This is a genomic window from Lelliottia sp. SL45 (assembly GCF_026672535.1).
Classification (GTDB): Bacteria; Pseudomonadota; Gammaproteobacteria; order Enterobacterales; family Enterobacteriaceae; genus Enterobacter; species Enterobacter nimipressuralis.
On sequence record NZ_JAPPRH010000003.1, the window covers coordinates 1488927 to 1512350 of the forward strand.

General features: G+C 58.3%; 17 protein-coding genes and 1 pseudogene. 5 read left to right on the forward strand and 13 right to left on the reverse strand.

Annotation, left to right across the window (positions count from 1 at the left end; translation table 11 throughout):
* Nucleotides 1–34: 34 nt before the first annotated feature.
* The 4 genes from OVA10_RS13240 to OVA10_RS13255 all read left to right on the forward strand — a co-directional run bounded on the left by OVA10_RS13240 (nucleotide 35) and on the right by OVA10_RS13255 (nucleotide 6345).
* Nucleotides 35–1690, forward strand: a complete 1656-nt coding sequence (locus OVA10_RS13240; RefSeq protein ID WP_268196112.1) for an ABC transporter permease — start codon at nucleotides 35–37, stop codon at nucleotides 1688–1690.
* Between the two features lie 72 nt (nucleotides 1691–1762).
* Nucleotides 1763–2608: an N-hydroxyarylamine O-acetyltransferase gene (gene nhoA, locus OVA10_RS13245; protein WP_100780069.1), complete on the forward strand. Its 846-nt coding sequence runs from the start codon at nucleotides 1763–1765 to the stop codon at nucleotides 2606–2608.
* A gap of 321 nt (nucleotides 2609–2929) precedes the next feature.
* Nucleotides 2930–3844: a LysR substrate-binding domain-containing protein gene (locus tag OVA10_RS13250; RefSeq protein WP_268196113.1), complete on the forward strand. Its 915-nt coding sequence runs from the start codon at nucleotides 2930–2932 to the stop codon at nucleotides 3842–3844.
* Nucleotides 3845–3945: 101 nt separating this feature from the next.
* The gene (locus OVA10_RS13255; RefSeq protein WP_268196114.1) at nucleotides 3946–6345 is read left to right on the forward strand and encodes an autotransporter family protein; all 2400 of its coding nucleotides are present in this window, start codon (nucleotides 3946–3948) and stop codon (nucleotides 6343–6345) included.
* Nucleotides 6346–6382: 37 nt separating this feature from the next.
* On the opposite strand, the gene narI is transcribed toward OVA10_RS13255, so the two are convergent.
* From narI to OVA10_RS13285, 6 genes and pseudogenes are all read right to left on the reverse strand, one after another.
* Nucleotides 6383–7063: a respiratory nitrate reductase subunit gamma gene (gene narI / locus OVA10_RS13260; protein WP_268196115.1), complete on the reverse strand. Its 681-nt coding sequence runs from the start codon at nucleotides 7061–7063 to the stop codon at nucleotides 6383–6385.
* The gene (narW, locus tag OVA10_RS13265) at nucleotides 7060–7755 is read right to left on the reverse strand and encodes a nitrate reductase molybdenum cofactor assembly chaperone (protein ID WP_123427844.1); all 696 of its coding nucleotides are present in this window, start codon (nucleotides 7753–7755) and stop codon (nucleotides 7060–7062) included. Before narW ends, narI begins: the two co-directional genes overlap by 4 nt.
* Nucleotides 7755–9300 (reverse strand): annotated as a pseudogene (gene narH, locus OVA10_RS13270) (nitrate reductase subunit beta). Before narH ends, narW begins: the two are co-directional and overlap by 1 nt.
* Nucleotides 9297–13037, reverse strand: coding sequence for a nitrate reductase subunit alpha (locus OVA10_RS13275; protein WP_268196116.1), 3741 nt, complete (start codon nucleotides 13035–13037; stop codon nucleotides 9297–9299). The pseudogene narH and the gene OVA10_RS13275 overlap by 4 nt, the downstream one beginning before the upstream one ends.
* A 69-nt stretch (nucleotides 13038–13106) precedes the next feature.
* On the reverse strand, nucleotides 13107–14498 hold the full coding sequence (locus OVA10_RS13280) for a NarK family nitrate/nitrite MFS transporter (RefSeq protein ID WP_107703520.1): 1392 nt from the start codon (nucleotides 14496–14498) through the stop codon (nucleotides 13107–13109).
* 210 nt (nucleotides 14499–14708) lie between these two features.
* Nucleotides 14709–15275 (reverse strand): TetR family transcriptional regulator, encoded by a 567-nt coding sequence (locus OVA10_RS13285; protein ID WP_102103768.1) that lies wholly within the window; start codon nucleotides 15273–15275, stop codon nucleotides 14709–14711.
* A gap of 115 nt (nucleotides 15276–15390) precedes the next feature.
* On the opposite strand from OVA10_RS13285, the gene OVA10_RS13290 reads away from it, so the two are divergent.
* Nucleotides 15391–16878 (forward strand): MFS transporter, encoded by a 1488-nt coding sequence (locus OVA10_RS13290; RefSeq protein WP_123427850.1) that lies wholly within the window; start codon nucleotides 15391–15393, stop codon nucleotides 16876–16878.
* A gap of 45 nt (nucleotides 16879–16923) precedes the next feature.
* Here OVA10_RS13290 and OVA10_RS13295 read toward each other — a convergent pair whose 3' ends face one another.
* Genes OVA10_RS13295 through OVA10_RS13325 form a run of 7 tightly spaced genes read right to left on the reverse strand, consistent with a single transcriptional unit; the run spans nucleotide 16924 to nucleotide 23373 of the window.
* Nucleotides 16924–18150: a Zn-dependent hydrolase gene (locus tag OVA10_RS13295; protein ID WP_268196117.1), complete on the reverse strand. Its 1227-nt coding sequence runs from the start codon at nucleotides 18148–18150 to the stop codon at nucleotides 16924–16926.
* Nucleotides 18147–18629: an L-2-amino-thiazoline-4-carboxylic acid hydrolase gene (locus OVA10_RS13300; RefSeq protein ID WP_100780087.1), complete on the reverse strand. Its 483-nt coding sequence runs from the start codon at nucleotides 18627–18629 to the stop codon at nucleotides 18147–18149. The genes OVA10_RS13295 and OVA10_RS13300 overlap by 4 nt, the downstream gene beginning before the upstream one ends.
* A gap of 17 nt (nucleotides 18630–18646) precedes the next feature.
* Nucleotides 18647–19804: a branched-chain amino acid ABC transporter substrate-binding protein gene (locus tag OVA10_RS13305; RefSeq protein ID WP_102103765.1), complete on the reverse strand. Its 1158-nt coding sequence runs from the start codon at nucleotides 19802–19804 to the stop codon at nucleotides 18647–18649.
* A gap of 27 nt (nucleotides 19805–19831) precedes the next feature.
* Nucleotides 19832–20551 carry an ABC transporter ATP-binding protein gene (locus OVA10_RS13310; RefSeq protein ID WP_123427855.1) on the reverse strand — a complete coding sequence of 240 codons (720 nt, stop codon included), beginning with the start codon at nucleotides 20549–20551 and terminating at the stop codon, nucleotides 19832–19834.
* Nucleotides 20544–21311, reverse strand: a complete 768-nt coding sequence (locus OVA10_RS13315; protein ID WP_100780091.1) for an ABC transporter ATP-binding protein — start codon at nucleotides 21309–21311, stop codon at nucleotides 20544–20546. Before OVA10_RS13315 ends, OVA10_RS13310 begins: the two co-directional genes overlap by 8 nt.
* Nucleotides 21308–22414, reverse strand: coding sequence for a branched-chain amino acid ABC transporter permease (locus OVA10_RS13320; RefSeq protein ID WP_268196118.1), 1107 nt, complete (start codon nucleotides 22412–22414; stop codon nucleotides 21308–21310). The genes OVA10_RS13315 and OVA10_RS13320 overlap by 4 nt, the downstream gene beginning before the upstream one ends.
* A gap of 8 nt (nucleotides 22415–22422) precedes the next feature.
* Complete coding sequence (locus tag OVA10_RS13325; RefSeq protein ID WP_107703530.1) at nucleotides 22423–23373, reverse strand: branched-chain amino acid ABC transporter permease; 951 nt, start codon at nucleotides 23371–23373, stop codon at nucleotides 22423–22425.
* Nucleotides 23374–23424 lie beyond the last annotated feature (51 nt).

Here is a 23424-nt window from a genome sequence, read left to right on the forward strand (position 1 = left end):
TCGACGGGGGCAACCCCGTCTTCAGGATTGTCTCGTGAATCAACGATTTTTATCCGTGATGACGCTGGCGCTGCTGGTGATTCTGGTGGCGTTTCCGCTCGCGTTTATTCTCCTTCAGGCGGTATTTCCGCAGTTCAGTGCCGGATCGTTTTCCGGTGCGTTTGGCGGGGTCAAGGCGCTGTTAGCTGAGCCGCAGCTCCCCGGCATGCTCGGTGGCACGCTGCAGATTGCGCTCGGCGTGGCGCTGGTGAGCGCGCTGATCGGCTTTCCCCTCGGCGTGGCACGCGGGCTGTTTAATCTGCCGCTGCCGCGCCTGTGGGATTTGCTGTTTCTGATCCCGTTTTTAACGCCGCCCTATATCGCGGCGCTGTCGTGGATGCTGGTGCTTCAGACTAACGGCTATTTGCAGCAACTCACCGGGATTTCCCTGAACGATCTGCTGTTCAGTAAAACCGGGATTGTGCTGGTGATGGCGCTGAATATTTTCCCGGTGGTTTACTTCGCCGTTTCGCGCAGTCTGCTCGCCAGCGGGCAGCGTCTGGCGCGGGTCGCCCGCGTTCATGGCGCCAGCGCGGGCAGGGCGTTCTGGCACATCACTCTGCCGATGCTTTCCCCGTCCCTGGCAGCCGGGATGCTGCTGGCTTTTACCCTGGCGATTGAGGAGTTTGGCGTTCCGGCGGCGCTGGGAACGCGCGCGGGCGTAGTGATGCTGACCACCGACATCGAGAAAAAACTGGCCGACTGGCCAATCGATCTTTCGGGGGCGTCGATGCTGTCGGTGGTATTAGTCGCCATCGCCCTGTGCGCCTGGGGAGTGCAGAAAAAGCTGACCGGTCAGCATGATGTCACCAGTATCACCGGTAAACCGACGGAAAACATGGGCGCGGAGGCAGGGCGCTGGACGCTGCCGATGGTGGCATTCATGGCGCTGGTAGGAATAATTGCGGTGGTGTTGCCCGGCGCATCGATGGTGTTGTCGGGGATGTTGGGCACGTTATCGGGCGGCGTGACGCTCTCTAACGTGACGTTGTCACACTATGCCGCGCTGTTTAGCCAGCAGGGTGACGCCCTGGCGGCGCTGGGAACCAGCCTCTCCCTGGCATTCGGCGCGGCCTGCATCACCGGGCTGCTTGGCTTGCTGGCGTCGTGGCTGGTGGTGGTGCAGAAGATCACCGGGCGCGGCCTGATCGATGCGCTCTCTCTGATGCCTGCGGCGCTGCCCGGTGTGGTGGTCGGTGTCGGGTTGATCCTGCTGTGGAACCAGCCGTTCTGGGTAATTTCACCCTACAACAGCTGGGCGATCCTGTTGCTCTCCTACTGCTGTTTACTTCTGCCGTGGCCGGTGCGCTATGTCGGGAGCGCGCTGCGCCAGCTGGGCGGCAATCTTGAATCCGCTGCGCGCGTGCATGGTGCATCGGCGTTTCAGGCGCTGCGCTTTATCGTGCTGCCGCTGGTCTCCCCGGCGCTGCTGGCGGCGATGCTGATGGTCTTCGCCATTGCCTCGCGGGAGCTGGTAACGTCGCTGCTGCTTGCACCAGCTGGCACCCAAACCGTCTCGGTGTTTATCTGGCGTCAGTTTGAACAGGGCTCCGTGGGGCAAGGGATGGCGATGGCGACACTGACGCTAGTGACCGGGCTGGTGCTGATGCTCACGGCGCTTCGCATCATGCAGCGCGGCGCGGCCCGATAAAAAGCACTTTTACACCAGTGGGCAGGCAAAAATAGTTTATAAACAGGGAATATCTCTACAAGGAACTTCACTATGTCCCCATTTCTGAGCGCCTATTTTGCCCGCATCGGCTGGCAGCAGCCGGTTTCCGTGGATATCGACACCCTGCGGGCGCTGCATTTGAGTCACAACTGCGCGATCCCGTTTGAAAATATTGACGTGGTGATGCCGCGCGAAATCCAGCTCGACGATCAGAGCGTGGCAGACAAACTGGTTTCGGCGCGGCGCGGCGGGTACTGCTTTGAGCAGAACGGGCTGTTCGAGCGCGTGCTGCGCGAGGTCGGTTTTGAGGTGCGCAGCGTGCTGGGCCGCGTGGTGCTGGCGAATCCGCCGCAGATGCCGCCGCGCACCCACCGTTTGCTGCTGGTTGAACTCAACGGCGAGCGCTGGATTGCGGACGTCGGATTCGGTGGACAGACGCTGACGGCGCCGATTCGCCTGATCGCCGCAGAAGAGCAGGCCACGCCACACGGCGTCTATCGCCTGATGAACGAGAACAACGACTGGGTGTTGCAGTTCCGTCATCACGAGCACTGGCAGTCGATGTACCATTTTGACCTTGCGACGCAGTATTTCACCGATTACGTGATGGGCAATTTCTGGTCTGCTCACTGGCCTCAGTCGCACTTCCGCCACCACCTGCTGATGTGCCGACACCTGCCGGACGGCGGTAAATTGACACTGACCAATTACCACTTTACCCACTGGCAGGGCACGCGCGTGGCGGAGCAGATTAACCTGCCGGACGCCAAAGCGCTGTATACGCTGATGCAGGAGCGATTTGGGCTGGGCGTGGATGATCCGAAACACGGTTTTTCACTGACCGAACTGACGGCGGTGATGGCCGGGTTTGATACCCATCCCGATGCGGGGAAATAGAGTTGAAAGGGGCGAAAGCCCCTTTTTTTAATTGACGGCGAACGTTATTTCATTATCCAGGTAATATTTTCGTGCAGTCTATAATCCATATTTATTTTTAAATGACTTTAATGTGTTGGATTAAAAATAAAATTAAGGTATGTCTTTTATGTCATTGCGATGCAAATAAAGCATCACCGGTGCAATTTACACTGCCGCAGAATTAAAATAATATCCCCACTCAATGCAAGGGCGTGAATTTAAAGGCGACGTATCAGCCTATAGCACCATACATCCGCTGCTATAATTTAACGCTTATCCGTTGCTGTGCTGAGGATTCAGATGCGTCATCTGCCGAAAATTAATCAGCTAAAAAATCTTCGTGCGATTATTCAGCACGGGAGCATACGTTCGGCAGCGGAGGCGAATCATCAGACACAATCTGCGATGACCCGTAGCATACAGGAGCTGGAAAAAACCCTGGGTGTGGTACTGCTGGACAGAACCGCGCGCGGCGCTTTGCTTACCGAGGCTGGCCGCATTTTTGAACCGCGAATGAACCTCGTGCTCAACGAGCTGGAACGCGCCGTTGATGAGCTTCGCCAGCAGGAGAGTGCGGCCCAGGGCGTGGTGATGTTTGGTTGCTCACATCTGCCAGCCTTCGGGATCATGCCGGGTATCATTGAGCGATTTCAAACCCGTTACCCGCAGGCGACATTAACGGTGATCGAAGGGCAGCTGTCGGAGCTGTTGGCATCGCTGCGTCTGGGGCGGATGGACTTTTTTCTCGGTATCGTCACCCCCGATATTGCCCTGCAGGAGTTCAGCGAAGAGCTGCTGGGTAGGGCGAAATTTTGTGTTTTTGCCCACAGGGATCATCCCTTGTCACAGGCGCGGTCGCTTGCAGAACTGCGCAATGCGAAATGGTATCTCCCCATTGCCAGTGCCGGTTTTTTTAGCGCCATTGAGAGCGTGGTGTTTCCTGATGGCAAAGGCCCTGAAGCCTCTGTTCTGTATGGCGATTCCACCACTATTGCCGAACAGCTTATTTTGGGCGAGGGCTATCTTTCCGTGGGCCCGCAGGCCATGCTGGCGCTTCCGTGGTTGAAAGATAAGTTATGTCAGATAAATGTCGAGGAGATCCTGCCCGACGGAAAATACAGTTTGATCTACCGCCAACAGCAAACGCTCACACCCGTTGCAAAATTACTGATGAATGATATCCGTCACACATTTATAAAATATTTACCTGGTTAGCTATAATTACTTCTCCTGCTGGTGTTTTACACCAGCACACTAAAGGTCAGATTATGTTTATCTATTTTTCCCGTCCGCGGTGGGTTAATGCTGCTTCGCGCATGCCGACTATTATCTCTTTTTCGATAAACCTGCTTCTCCTGCTTATTATTATTCCGATATCGGTTTCTGTTCAGGCGATTGATAATATTACTGAAGGGCAAGTTATTACTGTTCCTGGCGATGCAGGCTCACCGGCGACGGCGCTTAATTTTCATATTAACGGAACGTTAAATATAGGCGTGAGCGGGGGCGAGACGGGCATTGTACAAAGTTATAGCGGCTTTGTGGCGTCAACTGCGGATTCAGAAGGTCACGTGGTGGTGACGGGCGACGGTTCTCACTGGGATAACACCAGTTTCCTCTATGTCGGGCATATGGGTCACGGAACCTTGCTCATTCGTGATGGCGGTTTGGTGACGAATCTCTCCACCGGTTTTATCGGTTTTAATGCTTTGTCATCGGGCACGGTCGAAGTCACCGGGCCGGGCTCCACCTGGAATACCGCCAATAGCCTGGGGATTGGCCGCGACGGAGCGGGTACCTTGATCGTCGCTGATGGGGGCGTCGTCAATGCCCGCACGGTCACGCTTGGGCAAAATGCGGGGTCAAGCGGGGTGCTGATTATCGGAGGAGAGGCCTCGCGCGCGCCGGGCAGCGTTGTCGGGGATCGGATTACTGCCGGAGAGGGTTCCGGCCACATTATTCTTAATCATAACGCCACGAACTACGTATTCGACAGCACCCTGAATGATGGGCTGGATAATGCTGAAGGCGCGGGCACCGGGTTGGTCGGGAATATCTCGATCGACGCTGTTAACGGCAGAACGCTGTTTAATCGCGATCACGGTGATTTTACCGGGCTGCTACAGGCTCAGGAAAATGGCGTGATAAGCGTCAACGGCGATATGTCTGGTGCGACGGTGTCCCTGCTGTCGGGCGGCACGTTGGAGGGCATCGGGCGTGTCGGGAGTACCACCAATGCAGGAACGATTTCGCCGGGCAACTCCATCGGCACCCTGACCATTGACGGGGACTATCACGGCGACGGTGGCAGAGTGCTGATGGAAAGTGTCCTCGGCGGCGATGATTCCCCCTCAGACCGGCTGCTTATTACCGGCAGCGCGTCGGGCAATACCACGGTTGAGATCGTGAATCTCGGTGGCGAAGGGGGATTCACGGAAAACGGTATACCCCTGATTTTTGCCGCGCAGCAATCGGACGGCGAGGCGTTTACGCTTCACGGTGATTTCACCACGACCGACGGTGAACAGGCGGTGGTGCATGGCGCGTATGCCTACACGTTTCGCACGCTGGAGTATGGGCAGGGGCGCTGGTGGTATTTGACCTCGGATCTCGCCGATCCACAGTCACCGGTCGCGCCGGTGCCTGAAGTGCCCAATCCCGAAACCCCTGTGCCCAACCCGGTCACGCCGGGATTACCGGTGTTCCCTGTCATCCCTGAAACGCCGGATGAAAATGTGCCGCAGCGTTACCATCCCGGGGCGGCCCTCTATGAACAGTATCCGCAGATCCTCGCGGAACTGAATCGCGTTCCTACCCTACAACAGCGCGTGGGGGATCGCTACTGGGTGGACGGCGTTGCGCCGCAAACAGAAAGTGCGCCTGGCGCCTGGGCGCGTATTGAAGGTACGCGTACGCACAGTGAGCCGGTCACATCCACGACCGACGCTCAGCGTACAACCACGCTCTGGAAACTACAGACCGGGCTGGATGTGCCAGTGCATGAAAACGCGCACGGATTGCTGACGGGCGGCGTGAACTTTAGCTATGGCAAGGCGGATGCGGATATTCGTGCTTACTCTGGCAAAGGCAGTATCAACACCACCGGTTACGGCCCTGGGATGACGCTGACCTGGTACGGCAATAACGGTTTTTATGTCGACGGGCAGCTGCAAATGATGTTTTTCGACAGCGATCTGGATTCCGACACGATCGGCAAACCGCTGACATCGTCCAATAAAGGGAACGGCTACGCAGGCTCCGTCGAAACGGGCTGGCGTCTCGATTCCGGCACCGGTTTTGCGGTTACGCCGCAGGCGCAGCTGATCTGGTCGCGCGTGGATTTCGACAGTTTTGAAGACAGGTTCGACAGCAAGGTGTCACTCAGCGAGGGGAACAGTCTGCTTGCGCGTCTGGGTGTCAGCGGCGATCGTCGCGACGAATGGCAGGCGCAGGACAAAACCCGGACACGCTCGTTGCTGCAAGTTACGCTTGATGTGTATCAGGAGCTGGGCGATGGCCGCTCTGTGGATGTCGCCGAGGTCAACTTCGCATCGCGCGATGCGCGGACGCAAATTGCGACGGGCGTTGGCGGCACGCTGGCGTGGAATGACGGGCGCTATGAGGTGTACGGCAACCTGGGCGTTCAGGCGAGTCCGCATAATCCATCCGATAACTACGGGGCCGGCGGGAATATTGGGGTGCGCGTCAAATGGTAACGTCCCCGCCTGGAGTGACGGGGAGGGTTTAGTTTACTCAGCGGCGCGATCTCACCACCTGATAGCGCCGCGTAAGGTACTCCACCGGCGCGCTCCAGACGTGAACCAGCCGGGTGAACGGGAACAGCAGGAAGATGGTCATTCCAAGCACCAGATGGACGCGGAAGATGTAGGCCACGCCGTCGAGATGCGCGGAAGCACCGCCGTGGAAGGTGACGACCGCCTGCGCCCAGTCGACCAGTTTCAGCATTTCGCTGCCGTCGGGGTGTTGTGCGGAGAACGGAATCGTCGCCAGACCGAGAATACACTGCACCAGCAGCACGCAGAGGATCAGGATATCCGCCGTGGACGAGGTCGCGCGGATACGCGGATTAGTGAGGCGGCGCACCAGCAGTCCCGCGCCGCCGACCAGCGTCAGCACGCCGCAGACGCCGCCGAGGATCATCGCCATCAGCTGTTTTTGCGACATCGGCAGGAACCACGAATAGACCCAGTGCGGCGTCAGCATCCCGAAGGCGTGGCCGAAAAAGATCCCCAGAATGCCGATATGGAACAGATTCGACCACAGCACCATGCCGCGCTTATCGAGCATCTGGCTGGATGACGCGCGCCAGGTGTACTGCCCGTAGTCGTAGCGCAGCCAGCTTCCCAGCAGGAACACCGTCCCGCACAGATACGGGTAGATATCGTAAAAGAAGACGTTCAGAAAGTGCATCATTTCGGGCCTCCGGCGCTGACGTCCACGTACTGAGGCGCGACGTCCTGGCTAAAGCGTCGCTGATATTGCTGCATCGGCGAGCTGTCGCACGCCGTGGCGTTGTCCTCAATAAACTTCACCTGTTCCTCTTCCCACACGGCATCCAGCGCCTGACGGGTGTCATCGCGCTGTTCTGTTGCCACCTGCTTGGTGACACTGTCACTTGTTAGTTTGCTGGCGGCGAGCTGAAGCAGGGCGTCGAACAGCTGATACTGCGGGACATCGCGCTGTTTTAGCCGCCCGCCGATCAGGGCCAGAATCGGCGCGACGTTTTGCAGCCCCTCGCGCGCTTCATCGTCAGGAATAAGACTCAGATACTCCAGATAGAGCGGCAGATAATCCGGCAGTTCGCGGCAGTCGAGCTGTAAACCGGCTTTCTCGTACTGGCTCATCAGATCGACCATCGCCTGACCGCGATCGCGGGATTCGGCGTGAACATGCTCGAACAGCAGCAGCGAGGTGGCCCGTCCGCGCTCAAACACTTCACACCACTGGGCCTGTTTATCCAGCAGCGCCGCGCCAAGATGCTGCTGCGCAAACGGCAGCAGCAGCGGGGCATCTTGTGCGATCAGAGAAAGGGCTTCATCGCGGCTCTCCCATAGCGCCTCGTCAGGGTATTCAATGAGCAGGGCGATAATTTTAAGAATTCGCATTACTCTCCCTCCCCGTGTTCACGCACCTCGGAGATATTAATGGCGTCGATGCGCTGGCTGTTGAACAGGTTGAATTTGGTGTCGGAGCCGTGACAGCCGTCGCCGAAGGTAAAGCCGCAGCCGTTTTTCTCCGGGAAGGCGTCACGCGCCATTTCACGGTGGCTGGTCGGGATCACGAAGCGGTCTTCGTAGTTGGCAATCGCCAGGTAGCGGTACATCTCCTCCACCTGTTCCACGCTCAGGCCCACTTCGTCGATGGCGCGCGTATCGGTCACCCCTTCGACGGTTTGCGAGCGTTTGTAGTGGCGCATCGCCATCATGCGTTTCAGGGCGCGCAGCACCGGGCCGGTATCGCCCGCGCTCAGCATATTCGCCAGATACTGCACCGGAATACGCAGGCTTTCGACGGCAGGCAGAATGCTGTCGGTCTGTGGCAGCCCCCCCGCATCGGCGTAGGACTGAATCGGTGACAGCGGCGGCACATACCAGACCATTGGCAGGGTACGGTATTCCGGGTGCAGCGGCAGGGCCAGTTTCCAGTCCATCGCCATTTTGTAGACCGGCGAGCGCTGCGCCGCGTCGATCACGTTCTGCGGAATGCCCTGTTTCAGCGCTTCCTCAATCACTGCCGGGTCGTTCGGGTTCAGGAACACGTCGCACTGACGCTCGTAAAGATCCGTTTCGTGCTCGGTGCTCGCCGCTTCTTCGATGCGGTCCGCGTCGTACAGCAGCACGCCAAGATAACGAATGCGGCCGACGCAGGTTTCCGAGCACACGGTCGGCTGGCCGGATTCGATACGCGGGTAGCAGAAGATGCATTTTTCAGACTTGCCGCTCTTCCAGTTGAAATAGATTTTTTTGTACGGACAGCCGCTGATGCACATGCGCCAGCCGCGGCATTTGTCCTGGTCGATCAGGACGATGCCGTCCTCTTCGCGTTTGTAGATGGCGCCGCTCGGACAGGTGGCGACACAGCTCGGGTTGAGGCAGTGTTCGCACAGGCGCGGGAGGTACATCATGAAGGTGTTTTCGAACTGGCCGTACATCTCCTTTTGCATCTTGTCGAAGTTACGGTCGCGGGCGCGTTTCTCGAATTCGCCGCCGAGCAGCTCCTCCCAGTTTGGGCCGCCGACGATTTTGTCCATCCGTTTGCCGCTGATCAGTGAGCGCGGGCGAGCGGTAGGGAGATGATCGCCCTCCGGCGCGCGGTGCAGATCCTGATAGTCAAAGGTGAAGGGTTCGTAATAGTCGTCAATGCCCGGCAGCGACGGGTTGGCGAAGATTTTCGACAGCACGCCCACGCGTCCACCGAGGCGCGGCGTGAGTTTTCCGGTGATGCCACGCACCCAGCCGCCTTGCCACTCCTCCTGATCTTCCCAGTTTTTCGGATAGCCAATGCCCGGTTTGGTTTTCGACGTTGTTAAACCACGCGTACTCCATCCCTTCGCGCCCGGTCCAGACGTTTTTGCACGTCACCGAGCAGGTATGACAGCCAATGCACTTGTCGAGATTCAGTACCATGCCGACCTGTGAGCGTATTTTCATTTTTTCGCCTCCTGTACCTGATCCCGACCTTCGCCATCCAGCCAGTTAATGTTTTTCATCTTGCGGATCATGATGAACTCGTCGCGGTTCGAGCCGACGGTGCCGTAGTAGTTAAAGCCGTAGGCCAGCTGTGCGTAGCCGCCAATCATGTGCGTGGGTTTTGGGCAGACGCGGGTGACGGAGTTGTGAATGCCGCCGCGACGCCCAGTCACTTCCGATCCCGGTATGTTCAGAATGCGCTCCTGGGCGTGATACATCATGGTCATCCCTGGCGGCACGCGCTGGCTCACCACCGCGCGGGCGGTGAGGGCGCCGTTGGCGTTGAAGGCTTCGATCCAGTCGTTGTCTTCAATGCCTAACTCTCTGGCGTCCGCTTCGCTGATCCAGACGATCGGCCCGCCGCGAGACAGGGTTTGCATCAGCAGGTTTTCGCTGTAGGTGGAGTGGATGCCCCATTTCTGGTGCGGCGTCAGGAAGTTCAGCGCTTTTTCCGGGAAGCCGTTTGGCGGAATTTCTCGCATGTGCGTCACGCTGCGGGTATCAATCGGCGGACGGTAGGCCACCAGGCTTTCACCAAAGGCGCGCATCCACTGATGATCCTGATACAGCTGCTGGCGACCAGAGAGGGTGCGCCACGGGATCAGCTCGTGAACGTTGGTGTACCCGGCATTGTAGGAGACGTGTTCGCTCTCAATGCCAGACCAGGTGGGGCTGGAGATGATTTTGCGCGGCTGGGCCTGGATATCGCGGAAACGAATTTTCTCGTCTTCTTTGTTGATCGCCAGATGTGTGTGAGTGCGCCCGGTAAATTCGCCGAGGGCTTTCCAGGCTTTTACCGCCACGTGGCCGTTGGTTTCCGGGGCCAGCGCGAGGATCACCTCCGAGGCATCAATGGCCGTATCAATCAGCGGTCGCCCTTTGGCCGGGCCGTCGAGCTTGACGTAGTTCAGCTTGCCGAGGAAATCGACTTCATCCTGGGTGTTCCACGAAATGCCTTTTCCGCCGTTGCCGAGTTTGTCCATTAATGGCCCCAGCGACGTAAAGCGCTCGTAGGTTTCCGGATAGTTGCGCTCAATGACGGCGATATTCGGCGCCGTTTTGCCAGGAATCAGATCGCATTCGCCTTTGCGCCAGTCCTGAATATCAAAGGGCTGGGACAGCTCCGCCGGGGAGTCGTGTTGCAGAGGCTGCAACACCACGTCGGTTTCGGTGCCCAGATGCCCGACGCAGACGTCGGAAAAGACTTTGGCGATCCCTTTGTAGATTTCCCAGTCGCTGCGGGACTCCCACGCCGGATCGACGGCGGCAGAAAGTGGATGAATAAACGGGTGCATATCCGACGTATTCATGTCGTCTTTTTCATACCAGGTGGCAGTCGGCAGGACGATATCCGAGAAAAGACAGGTGCTGGACATCCGGAAATCGAGGGTCACCAGCAGGTCGAGCTTGCCTTCGATGGCGGCCGTTTGCCACTCCACCTCCTCCGGTTTAACGTCGTCTGTGGAGCCAAGATCGTCGCCCTGAATCCCGCTTTCGGTGCCGAGCAGGTACTTGAGCATGTACTCGTGGCCTTTCCCGGAGGAGCCGAGCAGGTTCGAGCGCCAGACAAACAAATTGCGTGGATGGTTTTTACCGTTGTCCGGCTGTTCGCAGGCAAAGCGCAGATCGCCCGATTTTAGCGCCTGAACGGTGTAATCCTGCGCCGACATCCCGGCAGCATCGGCGCGCGCTTTGATGTGCAACGGGTTAAGCGAAAGCTGCGGTGCAGAGGGCAGCCAGCCCATCCGCTCGGCGCGCACGTTAAAGTCGATCAGGTGGCCGGTGAATTTGGCGCTATCCGCCAGCGGCGAGAGCAACTCCTGAGCGGTGAGTTTTTCATAACGCCACTGGCTGGCGTGGTTGTAGAAGAACGAAGTGCTGTTCATCTGACGCGGCGGGCGGTTCCAGTCGAGGGCAAACGCCAGCGGCAGCCAGCCGGTTTGCGGACGCAGCTTCTCCTGGCCGACATAGTGCGACCAGCCGCCGCCGCTTTTGCCGACACAGCCGCAGAAGACAAGCATATTGATCATCCCACGGTAGTTCATGTCCATGTGATACCAGTGGTTCACGCCCGCACCGAGAATGATCATCGACCGTCCATGGGTTTTATGAGCGGTATCGGCGAATTCACGGGCGATCTGTTCAATATGGCGACGCGGTACGCCGGTGATCTGCTCGCCCCAGGCTGGGGAGTAGGCTTTGATTTCGGCGTAATCTTTTACCGCGTTGTCATCTTCCAGCCCGCGATCCAGTCCGTAGTTCGCCAGGATCAGATCGTAAACGCTGGCGACCTGTTGCTGACGGCCATCGGCGAGGGTGAGGGTTTTCGACGGCACTTTGCGGATCAGCACCGGGTCCTGCTTCACGCTGCGAAAGTGCGGGTTTTCATTGCCGCCGAAGTAGGGGAACGCCACATTCGCGACCTGATCGTGGGTGATGAGCAGCGAGAGCGTCAGCTCCGTCTCCTGACCGGCAGCCAGCGGCTCCAGGTTCCATTTGCCTTTTTCACCCCAGCGGAAACCAATTGAGCCGTTAGGCGCTACCAGGCCACCGGCGATATCAAAGGCGACGGTTTTCCATTCCGGGTTATTTTCCTCACCCAGCCCGTCGGCCAGATCCGAGGCGCGCAGCATCCGGCCAGGGACCAGGCTGCCGTCGTCCCGCGCATCCAGCATCACCAGCATCGGCATGTCGGTGTAGCGGCGGCAGTAGTTGAGGAAATATTCGCTCGGGTTATCGAGGTGGAACTCTTTGAGGATCACATGGCCCATCGCCATTGCCAGAGCGCTGTCGGTGCCTTGCTTCGGTGCCAGCCATTGATCGCTCAGCTTGGCGACTTCCGAGAAGTCAGGGGTTATGGCGATGGTTTTGGTGCCTTTGTAACGCACTTCGGTGAAGAAGTGAGCGTCCGGTGTACGCGTCTGCGGCACGTTCGATCCCCAGGCGATGATGTAGCTGGAGTTGTACCAGTCGGCCGACTCCGGCACATCGGTCTGCTCGCCCCAGGTCATTGGCGAGGCGGGCGGCAAATCGCAGTACCAGTCGTAAAAACTCAGGCAGGTGCCGCCGAGGAGCGAAAGATACCGCGTACCGGCGGCGTAAGAGACCATCGACATCGCCGGGATCGGCGAGAATCCGGCGACGCGATCCGGGCCGTAATGTTTGATTGTCCAGACGTTCGCGGCGGCGATCAGCTGGTTGAGTTCTTTCCAGTTAGAGCGGATAAAACCGCCGTGGCCGCGCGCTTTTTTGTAGCTGCTGGTCTTTTGCGGATCGCTCATGATGGCATTCCACGCCAGCACCGGGTCGCTATGCTGGCCCAGCGCTTCGCGCCACAGTTCGATCAATTTCCGGCGCACCAGCGGGTATTTCAGGCGGTTGGCGCTGTAGAGATACCAGGAGTAACTCGCGCCGCGCGGGCAGCCGCGGGGTTCATGATTGGGCAGGTCAGGGCGGGTGCGGGGGTAGTCGGTCTGCTGCGTTTCCCAGGTCACCAGGCCGTTTTTGACATAGATTTTCCAGCTGCAGGAGCCGGTACAGTTAACGCCGTGGGTGGATCGCACGATTTTGTCGAACTGCCAGCGCTGGCGATAGCTGTCCTCCCAGTCGCGGTTGGTGTGCATCACCTGCCCATGGCCGTCGGCGAAGGTGTCGCCTTTTTGTTTGAAATAACGAAAGCGATCCAACAATTTACTCATGACGTTTCTCCTGACGGGGCGACGCCCACCCCGTGGTTACACTGCTCACAAAAGTGTTGAACGGAATAGTTATGATTTGACGTGTTTCTGCCGACGGCCATACACCAGCCAGGTGACAAACACGCAGACGATATAGAACACCAAAAAGACCTTCATTGCGCCGACGGGGGAACCGGTCATCGCCAGCGAAGTACCGAAGGCTTTAGGAATGAAAAAGCCGCCGACCGCACCGATGGCGGAGATAAACCCGAGCGCCGCCGCGGTATCTGACACCGCTTCCTGCTGGGCTTGCTCTTCCGTGCCGCCGCGCAGTTTGACGTTATAAATTGTGATCTGGCGGAAGATCACCGCGATCATCTGGAAGGTGGAGCCGCTGCCTAAACCGGCGGTCAGGAACAGGCCCATAAACACCAGATAGAAGGCGGTGAAATTGCCGGAACCGGAGCCGGGGAGCGTCAGGAACAGCAGGGCGCTGAAGGCGGCCATCAGGATAAAGTTCACCAGCGTTACGCGCACACCGCCGAGTTTGTCCGACACCACGCCACCCGCCGATCGCGCCAGCGCTCCGATCAACGGGCCAAAGAAGGCGAGGTGGAGAATGTTCACATCAGGGAACTGGGTTTTGGCGAGCATCGCAAAGCCTGCGGAGAAACCAATAAAAGAGCCAAACGTCGCCAGATAGAGCAGGCTTAGCAACCACAGGTGCGGCTGTTTCAGCACCGGCAACTGGCTGGCAATCGAGGCTTTCGAGCTGGCAATATCGTTCATGCCGAAAAAGGCGGCGAGAGTGGCAATAATCAGTAGCGGCACCCAGATCCACGCGGCGTTAGCCAGCGACAGCACAGAACCGTCATCCTGCGGTACGCCATGGACGCCGAGAAACGCAAACATCGGCAGGAAGATCACCGCCGGAGCCACCATTTGCATCACGCTGACGCCGAGATTACCCAGCCCCCCGTTAATGCCCAGCGCGCTGCCTTGTTTTGCTTTCGGGAAGAAAAAGCTGATGTTGCCCATGCTGGAGGCAAAGTTCGCGCCGGCAAATCCGCACAGCAGGGCGATGATGATAAACACCCAGTAGGGCGTGGCGCTATTCTGCACGGCGATCCCCAGCCACACGCAGGGAATAATCAGAATGACGGTGCTTAATATTGTCCAGTAACGTCCGCCAAATATCGGCACCATAAAGGAATAGGGCACGCGTAATATTGCACCAGAAAGAGAAGGTAAAGCGGTTAACATGAAAAGCTGATCGGTGGTGAAATTAAAGCCGACTTTATTGAGATTGACCGCAACCGCGCTGAATAACATCCACACGCAGAAGGCCAGTAGCAGACAAGCGACGGATATACAAAGATTTCGTCGCGCGATGTGTTTACCTTTATTCTCCCAAAATGCCGCGTTTTCCGGTTTCCAGTTATTTAAAAGATAATGATTATTCTTCTCACTTTGTTGTGACATATCGCCCTCGTACTTACCCGTAAAAACAGAAAAGAGAAGTGAAAACAGTCAGATGGATGACGTTATACGATTAAGGTTTTTGGAATTATTCAGATGCTTCTGAAAGGATAGATAAGAAAGCGAATCCCTGAGTTTACGAGAGGAGAGATGATTCGCTTTATGTGTTACTAATTGTAAAAAATCGCGGTTTTAAATACTCAATTAGGAGTATTAAAACAATTCCAAAGAAATTAATTTATCAAGATGTTTATTAAATGCGTCGTCATCCATTTCGGGCATATTTAACACGTAGATACCGTCCAGTCCGCAGACTAAACCTATCAATCGCCAGGCGATATTTTCGGGGCGGTCTGAGAGTGTAAATACCTTTTCTTCGGCGCCCTGACGGATAATGGCGACGGTATCCTGATGCCACATTTCCATGGTCATCACATAGGCGCTTTTAATGTCCGGATCGCGGCTCGCGAGGATCTGCGCTTCCCGCCACAGACGAATATAAGGCTCGAACAGACCCTCATCGCTGCCGAGCATGGCGCGCAGACGATGGCGACAGTCGCCCACCACCTCGGCATCGAGCAGTTCACGGATCAGACGCACGAAGGCCAATGCTTTCAGCTCTCCGGCGCTGGCGAAATGGTGATGGACCTGGCCGGAGGCAATTCCCGCTTCGCCTGCAATGCGCCGCACCGTCATGGCGCTGAACCCTTCGTTTAACGCGACGCGCATCGCGGCCTGCAAGATATCTTCCCGCCGTTCATCCTTGCTCAAATAGCTCATGTTCTCTCACTCTCAATGGCGACGAAACGAGTGTAACAAAAAGCTGGACACGCGTTCAACTTTCCGTAGGATCGCATCCTGGACACGTGTCCAGATTAGTGTGAAAGGGAAATTTATGTTTCAAAGGTGGTTAGCGTTAGTGATTATCGTGCTGGTGTATATTCCGGTCGCGATTGACGCAACGGTACTGCATGTGGCCGCGCCAACGCTGAGTATGACGCTCGGGGCCAGCGGTAACGAATTGCTGTGGATTATTGATATTTACTCGCTGGTGATGGCGGGCATGGTGCTGCCGATGGGCGCGCTCGGAGATCGTATCGGCTTTAAAAAGTTGCTGATGCTCGGCAGTATCCTGTTCGGACTGTCGTCACTGGCGGCCGCGTTTGCCCCGTCTGCGGCTTGGCTGATTGCGGCCCGCGCGACGCTGGCGATTGGTGCGGCGATGATTATCCCGGCAACGCTTGCAGGGATCCGCACGCTGTTTGTCGAGGCGCGTCATCGTAATATCGCGTTAGGTGTCTGGGCTGCGGTCGGTTCCGGCGGAGCGGCTTTTGGCCCGCTGGTGGGCGGCCTGCTGCTGGAGCACTTCTACTGGGGATCGGTATTTTTGATCAACGTGCCGATCGTGGTGATCGTGGTGGCACTGGCGGCGCGTTTTGTGCCGAAACAGCAGGGACGCCCGGAGCAGACGCTGAACATTTCGCACGCGTTAATGCTGATTGTGGCAATTCTGCTGCTGGTCTACAGCGCGAAAACAGCGCTGAAAGGCACACTTTCACCGGCTATCGTGGCGACAACGTTGCTCACCGGTGCGGTGATGCTGTTCATCTTCGTGCGTATTCAGCTGCGAGCCAGCAAACCGATGATCGACATGCGCCTGTTCTGCCATCGCATTATTTTGAGCGGCGTGGTGATGGCGATGACTGCGATGATCGCGCTGGTGGGCTTTGAACTGCTGATGGCGCAGGAGCTGCAGTTTGTGCACGGTTTTACGCCGTTTGAAGCGGGCATGTTTATGCTGCCGCTGATGGTCGCCAGCGGTTTCAGCGGGCCGATTGCGGGCGTGCTGGTCGGAAAACTCGGGTTGCGGCTGGTCGCGGCAGGCGGCATGGGGCTAAGCGCGGTGAGCTTTATCGGGCTGTCGATGCTCGATTTCAGCACTCAGCAGTGGCAGGCATGGAGCCTGATGGTGCTGCTCGGTTTTAGCGCCGCGAGTGCGCTGCTGGCATCGACTTCCGCGATCATGGCCGCCGCGCCGAAGGAAAAAGCGGCCGCGGCAGGGGCTATCGAAACAATGTCCTACGAGTTAGGCGCGGGTCTTGGGATCGCGATTTTTGGCCTGATGCTTACCCGCAGCTTCTCGGCCTCTATCGAGCTGCCGCAAGGGCTGAGCGCCACGCTTGCCGACAAAGCCTCTTCGTCGATTGGTGAAGCGGTCAAAGTTGCGCAAGAACTTACGCCGACGCTGGCAGACGCGACGATTGAAGCCGCTAAAGCCGCGTTTATCACCTCGCACAGCGTCGCCCTTGGCAGCGCCGGTGCCATGCTGATGATACTGGCGTGCGGGATATGGTTTAGTCTGGCGAGGGTGGAGCAGAAGTAAAAAACGCCCGGTAGCGTTGCGCTTACCGGGCATTTTTTTCGCGAATCATTTCTCCTGTGCCGCACTCAGTACACTGTGCAACAGGACATTCGCCCCTTTCTTAGACCACTCCGGCAGAATGTTTTCCGCTTCGTTGTGGCTGATGCCTTTTTCGCAGGGAATAAAGATCATGCTGGCCGGGGCGATTTTGCTGATGTAGCAGGTGTCGTGCCCGGCGCCGGAGACCATCGGTTTTGATGAATAGCCGAGGGCTTCGACCGCTTTTTCACTGCGCATAAGACACTGCTCGTCGAAGGCGATAGGCGCGTAGTCGAAGATTCGTTCGACCTTTGCCGTAACCCCTCGTGTGGCGAGACCTTGCGCCGCCTCACGCATCGCGGCTTCCATCGCTTCCAGCACGTCGCTTTGCGGATGGCGGAACTCCACGCTGCACACCACACGCGACGGGACGACGTTGCGCGAATTTGGGGTTATCTGCGCCATGCCGATGGTCGCGCGGCCGTCCGGTTTGTGCTGATAACCAATCTCTTCAACCATCAGCGCCAGTTCAGCGAAGGCGGTTAACGCATCGCGACGGCTGTGCATCGGCGTCGTCCCTGCGTGCGCGGCAAAACCGTCCAGCGTCAGGGTAAACCAGCGCTGGCCCATCGCGGCGCGCACCAGTCCGATATCGATAACCTCATCTTCCAGAATCGGTCCCTGTTCGATATGCAGTTCATAGCAGGCGTGAACCGGAAACGCGCGCGCAGGCAGGGTGCCGCGATAGCCGATAGCCTCCAGCGCTTCGCCTACGGTTATGCCTGCGTTATCCGTACGAGCGAGGGCGTATTCTTCGCTAAATTGCCCGGACCAGACGCCGGATGCCAGCATCGCCGGGGCGAAACGCGCGCCTTCTTCGTTCGTCCAGTTCACCAGCACGATGTCGCGCTCGGTTTCCACGTGATGATCGTTGAGGGTGCGCAGAACTTCCAGCCCGGCCAGCACGCCGTAGATCCCGTCGTAATTTCCGCCCAGCGGCTGGGAATCCACATGCGAGCCGGTCATCACCGGTGGCAGGGCGCGGTTTTTCCCGGCGCGGCGAATAAACATGTTGCCCATGCTGTCGACGTCGCAGGTAAAACCCGCTTCCCGCGCCCAGTCGCGCAGCAGGTTGCGGGCAATACGATCTTCATCGCTCAGCGCCAGACGCGTTACGCCACCGGCGGGCGTGCCGCCGATCTGCGCCATCATCCCGAGCGTGGACCAAAGCCGCTGCGCATCGATGTGGATCATGCTTTGTCCTTTTTCGTGTGGTAGCGGAAATCACAGCATTTTCCGCCCTGCATGATGGTGGTGGTGCGCGTCAGTTCGACGTCAGGCGCGTAGCCGACGATGAATTTCTCATCGCGGGCGCACGACAGCAGGTGACCGATCTCGCCCAGCCCCATTTCGTGATACATCTCGGCATACCGACAGCGGGTGACGTTATAGTTGTACTGCTGGTCGTCGGCGTCGATCACTTTCACGTCCAGCGCGTTGTCTTTCTCCCAGAGATATTGCAGGGCGATAAAACTCTTCACATCCGCGCCGTTCGGCTCCTGACGGGCAAAATGTGCCCCCGCGTCAATCGCCGCCTGTTCGATGGCTTCCCCAATTACCGCCTGGGCGCGGGCTTTCCCTATCTCGCGCACCAGGATTTCGTAAATAGGTTTAATAATTTCTGCTTCTATTTTGCGGCGGGCGAGAATGCCCAGCTCATTGTTATCACTCATCACATTGCCTCACTGCGTTACTTCGTTTTTGCGCCGCCCAGAACGGTTTGCGGCTGCCATTTGCCATCGACCACTTTGTAGACGGTAAAGGACGGGGATTTCAGATTGCCCTGTGCGTCAAAGGCGATCTGTCCGGTGACACCGGAATAGCTGATGGCGCGCAGGGCGGGCAGATATTCAGCCGGATCGACAGAGTTGGCTTTTTCCATGGCGGCAACCAGCACGCGGGTGGCGTCATAGGCGAACGGCGCATGCAGTTCGATATGGGTGTGGTAGCGCGACTGATATGCCTGCTCAAAGGCTTTACCGCCCGGCATCTGATCGACCGGCAGACCTGGCTCCAGCGCGACAACACCTTCGCCTTCTTTCTGTGCCAGCTGCAGGAACGTCTGGCTGACAAAACCGCCTGCGCCCATCAGCGTGGCGTTCATGCCCAGCTGTTTGATACGACGCGCCAGCGGAGCGGCCTGGCTATCGACACCGCCGAAGAACACCAGATCGGCGTTTTTGCTGCGAATGGCGGTTAAAACGGCGCTAAAGTCCACGGTTTTATCGTCAACGTACTGGCGGTCGACGATCTTCACACCCTGCGCGTCCAGCGATTTGATAAATTCATCCGCCAGCCCCTGGCCGAACGCGGTACGGTCGTCGATCACCGCAATGCGTTTGGCTTTCAGTGTTTTCACCGCGTATTCGCCGGCGAACTGACCACCGTCATCGTCGTGGCCCATCACGCGGAAACTGGTGTCAAAACCCTGTTTGGTATAGGCGTGGCCGGTGGCGACGGGCGCTACCTGGGCGATACCGGCGTCGTGATACACCCGCGCTGCGGGAATGCTGGTGCCGGTATTCCAGTGGCCGACTACGCCCGCGACGCCGCTATCGACCAGACGCTGAGCAACAGCCACCGCGGTGCGCGGATCGGACTGGTCATCTTCGGACTGCAGTTTAAAGGTCACGGCTTTGCCGCCGATGGTTGGATGCTGTTTGTTGATATCGTCAATCGCCAGCTGCGCGCCGTTCTCCAGATCTTTGCCGATACGTGCCGACGGGCCGGTGAGCGGGCCTGCAAGGCCGATGACCACGGTTTCGCTTTCCGCCGCCCATGACGCGGAAGAGGCAAAACCACTGAGCAGAAGAGCGGCGCTGAGCGCACTGATTTTTACGGTTTTCATTATATTTCCCTGGTGTTGGTTGGTGTGTTAAACGGGCATTTCGCCCAAATAAATTTGTGCAATCTGATCGTCATTGAGCATCGCTTTCGAGTCGCCGTGATGCACAATGCTGCCGCTGTCCATCACCCAGGCGCTATCCGTCACTTCCAGCGCCAGCCGGGCGTTTTGTTCGATCAGCAGCAGGGCCACGCCGCGCTCACGCAGCCCTTTGATTACCTGAAAAATATTTTCGACCATCTTCGGTGCCAGCCCCATGGACGGCTCATCGAGAATCAGCAGGCGCGGCTGGCTGAGCAGGGCGCGGTTCAGCGCCAGCAGCTGCTGTTCACCGCCCGAAAGCAGCCCGGCGAGCTGATGTTGACGCTCACCGAGGCGCGGGAAACGGTCGAAAATCTCGTCCATTTCGGCTTTCACATTGGCCGTGTCGCGCCGCAGCCAGGCTCCCATCTGTAAATTCTCCAGCACCGTCATGCGCGCAAAGATGCCGCGACCTTCCGGAACCATCACCAGCCCGTCGCGAAGCAGTGCTTCGGCTTTGCGTTTACGCACCGGCTGGCCGTTAAACGCAATAGTGCCGCCGAAGTTCTCCAGCCCGGTGATGGCGCGTACGGTTGAGCTTTTTCCCGCGCCGTTAGCGCCAATCAGCGTCGCTTGTTCGCCTTTTTGCAGGCTGAACGACACATCGCGTACCGCCTGAATCCCGCCGTAATGCACGTCCAGACGTTCGACTTTCAGTAACTCAGACATGGGCGTTGCCTCCAAGCCAGGCGGCGATCACCGCCGGGTCACGCCGAACGGTGTCGGGTGTGCCGACGGCCAGCGTTTTGCCGTAATCAAGCACCGTCAGGCGATCGCAGATACCCATCACCAGCTTCACGTCGTGCTCAATCATCAGCAGGGTTTTGCCATCGTCACGAATGCGGATGAGCAGTTCGCCAAGGGCGTTTTTCTCAGCCGCATTCATGCCAGCGGCCGGTTCGTCGAGGGCCAGCAGCAGCGGGTCGGTCGCCAGCGCGCGGGCGATTTCCAGCCGACGCTGATGCCCGTAGGCCAGATCGCAGGCGCGATAATGGGCGAATCTGGCGATACCGGTGTACTCCAGCCAGTGCCAGGCCAGCTCGCGGGTTTGCGCTTCTTCGGCGCGCGCCCGTTTGTGACGCGTAAGCGCGGCCCACAGGCCGTTGCGGGTGCGCACATGGCGCCCGACCATCACGTTTTCCAGTACCGACATCTCATTAAACAGACGCACGTTCTGGAACGTGCGGGCGATCCCGGCAGCCGTTACTTTGTCGATCTGCTTCGGAAAATAGGGCTTATCGGCAATCGAAAACTCGCCGCTGTCCGCCGGATACAGACCGGTAATGAGGTTAAAACAGGTGGTTTTCCCTGCGCCGTTAGGGCCAATCAAACCGTAGATTTCGCCCTGATTGATGGAGAGCGAAACATCGTCCACGGCGGTCAGGCCGCCAAAGCGTTTAGACATATTGCGAACGGTGAGCAGGCTCATGCCTTGACCTCCTTGTGGCGAACCGGCCAGATCCCAGACGGGCGCAGCAGCATCACCAGCACCAGCGCCAGGCCGTAGAACAGCTGACGCAGAATTTCCGGGTCGATCAGTACGGTGCCGAACAGCGCCTGCTGTACGGGCGCGGCCTGGCTGCGCAGGATCTCCGGCAGGGCGGTGAGCAGCACTGCGCCAAGGATCACGCCGGGGATGTGGCCCATCCCGCCGAGCACCACCATCGCCAGCACGGCAATGGATTCCTGAAGGGTGAAGGATTCCGGCGACACGAAGCCCTGGAATGCGCCAAACAGCGCTCCCGCCACGCCGCCAAAAGAGGCACCCATCGCAAAGGCCAGCAGTTTGTAGTTACGCACGTTGATGCCCATCGCGCGGGCCACGTCTTCGTCTTCACGAATGGCGTGCCATGCGCGGCCAATGCGCGAATGTTGCAGGCGCAGGCAGACAAAAATAATCAGCACGATCACCAGCATCAGTAGGTAATACCACAGCCACAGGGCCGGGACTTTCATGCCGAACCAGTGGTATACGCCGCTGAACTTCAGGCCAAACAGATTGAGCGTATCGACGCCGGTAATGCCTTTTGCACCGTTGGTGATGTTCACCGGGCGGTCGAGGTTACGCATCAGAATACGGATGATCTCCCCAAAACCGAGGGTGACAATCGCCAGATAATCGCCGCGCAATTTGAGCGTGGGCGCGCCCAAAATAATCCCGCACACCGCCGCGACCAGCGCCGCCAGCGGAATAATCAGCAGATAAGAGGTGTGCAGCCCGTCCGGGAACCAGACGGCGAGAAGAGGGAACGTCTCCAGCAGATGCGGGGACGCCAGCAGTGCTGCAAGATAGGCGCCGACGGCATAAAACGCGATGAAGCCCATATCCAGCAGGCCGGTGTAGCCCACGACGATGTTCAGCCCGAGCGCCAGCATGATGTACAGCAGAGCGAAGTCGATCACGCGCACCCAGTAGTTGCCGCCGAGCTGGCTTGCCACCACGGGAGCAATCAGCAGGGCGAGGACGAACAGGGTCATGCCGGACCAGAAGCGGCGCTCCGAGACGGGTGCCTGTAATGATGTTGTTGTCATAGTTTTCCCTACGCCCTGTGCGCCACGCGTTCGCCCAGCAGACCGGCCGGGCGGAACACCAGCACCAGAATCAGCACGATGAACGCAAAGACGTCCTGGTAGTTGCTGCCAAACACGCCGTGGGTGAGTTCACCCAGATAGCCCGCGCCCAGCGATTCAATGATCCCAAGCAGGATCCCGCCGATCATCGCACCGCGAATATTGCCGATGCCGCCCAGAACAGCGGCGGTGAACGCTTTAATGCCGGGCAAAAAGCCCATCGAGAAACTGGCGTTGCCGTAGTTACTCGCCATCATTACGCCTGCGAGCGCGGCGAAGATGCCGCCGATGGCGAAAGTCAGCGTGATAATGGCGTTGGGATTGACCCCCATCAGCGTGGCCACGCGCGGGTTTTCCGCCACCGCGCGCATCCCGCGCCCGAGACGGGTGTATTCCACAAGCAGCCACAGGCCGATCATCACCGCCAGTGCCAGCGATACCGTGACAATGCCGGTGACGGTAATGATCGCCGGGGGATGGTTCGCACTGCCGGAGGTGACGGCAATCGCGTCCATCGGCAGAATTTGCGGGAACATCAGCGGGTTGCGGCTCCAGATAATCATCGCCACGGTTTGCAGCAACACCGAAACGCCGATCCCGGAGATCAGCGGTGCCAGACGCGGCGCGTTGCGCAGGCGTCGATAGGCGAAGCGCTCCACGGCCATCGCCAGCAGGGCGCAGACCGCCATGGCGACAACCAGCGCGAAGCCGAGCTGTAGCAGCTGTGGCATATGCGGGAAGGTGCTGTTCAGCGCGTTCAGGGCCGACAGCGTGGTAAGCGCGCCGACCATCAAAATGTCGCCGTGGGCAAAGTTAATGATGCGCAAAATGCCATACACCATGGTATAGCCCAGCGCGATCAGCGCGTAGATGCTGCCCAGCATCACGCCATTAATCAGTTGTTGTATCAGTGTGTCCAACGTTATTACCCGACAGATTGCTCTTTCAGCGGGTAACATCCAATAATTGAA

Coding starts and splice junctions, on each gene's coding strand:
- OVA10_RS13255 (WP_268196114.1), top strand. CDS start 3,946: ATGCCGACTATTATCTCTTTTTCGATAAACCTGCTTCTCCTGCTTATT.
- nhoA (WP_100780069.1), top strand. CDS start 1,763: ATGTCCCCATTTCTGAGCGCCTATTTTGCCCGCATCGGCTGGCAGCAG.
- OVA10_RS13295 (WP_268196117.1), bottom strand. CDS start 18,150: ATGATCCACATCGATGCGCAGCGGCTTTGGTCCACGCTCGGGATGATG.
- narW (WP_123427844.1), bottom strand. CDS start 7,755: ATGCGAATTCTTAAAATTATCGCCCTGCTCATTGAATACCCTGACGAG.
- OVA10_RS13300 (WP_100780087.1), bottom strand. CDS start 18,629: ATGAGTGATAACAATGAGCTGGGCATTCTCGCCCGCCGCAAAATAGAA.
- OVA10_RS13285 (WP_102103768.1), bottom strand. CDS start 15,275: ATGAGCTATTTGAGCAAGGATGAACGGCGGGAAGATATCTTGCAGGCC.
- narI (WP_268196115.1), bottom strand. CDS start 7,063: ATGATGCACTTTCTGAACGTCTTCTTTTACGATATCTACCCGTATCTG.
- OVA10_RS13310 (WP_123427855.1), bottom strand. CDS start 20,551: ATGTCTGAGTTACTGAAAGTCGAACGTCTGGACGTGCATTACGGCGGG.
- OVA10_RS13305 (WP_102103765.1), bottom strand. CDS start 19,804: ATGAAAACCGTAAAAATCAGTGCGCTCAGCGCCGCTCTTCTGCTCAGT.
- OVA10_RS13320 (WP_268196118.1), bottom strand. CDS start 22,414: ATGACAACAACATCATTACAGGCACCCGTCTCGGAGCGCCGCTTCTGG.
- OVA10_RS13315 (WP_100780091.1), bottom strand. CDS start 21,311: ATGAGCCTGCTCACCGTTCGCAATATGTCTAAACGCTTTGGCGGCCTG.
- OVA10_RS13280 (WP_107703520.1), bottom strand. CDS start 14,498: ATGTCACAACAAAGTGAGAAGAATAATCATTATCTTTTAAATAACTGG.
- OVA10_RS13250 (WP_268196113.1), top strand. CDS start 2,930: ATGCGTCATCTGCCGAAAATTAATCAGCTAAAAAATCTTCGTGCGATT.
- OVA10_RS13275 (WP_268196116.1), bottom strand. CDS start 13,037: ATGAGTAAATTGTTGGATCGCTTTCGTTATTTCAAACAAAAAGGCGAC.
- OVA10_RS13290 (WP_123427850.1), top strand. CDS start 15,391: ATGTTTCAAAGGTGGTTAGCGTTAGTGATTATCGTGCTGGTGTATATT.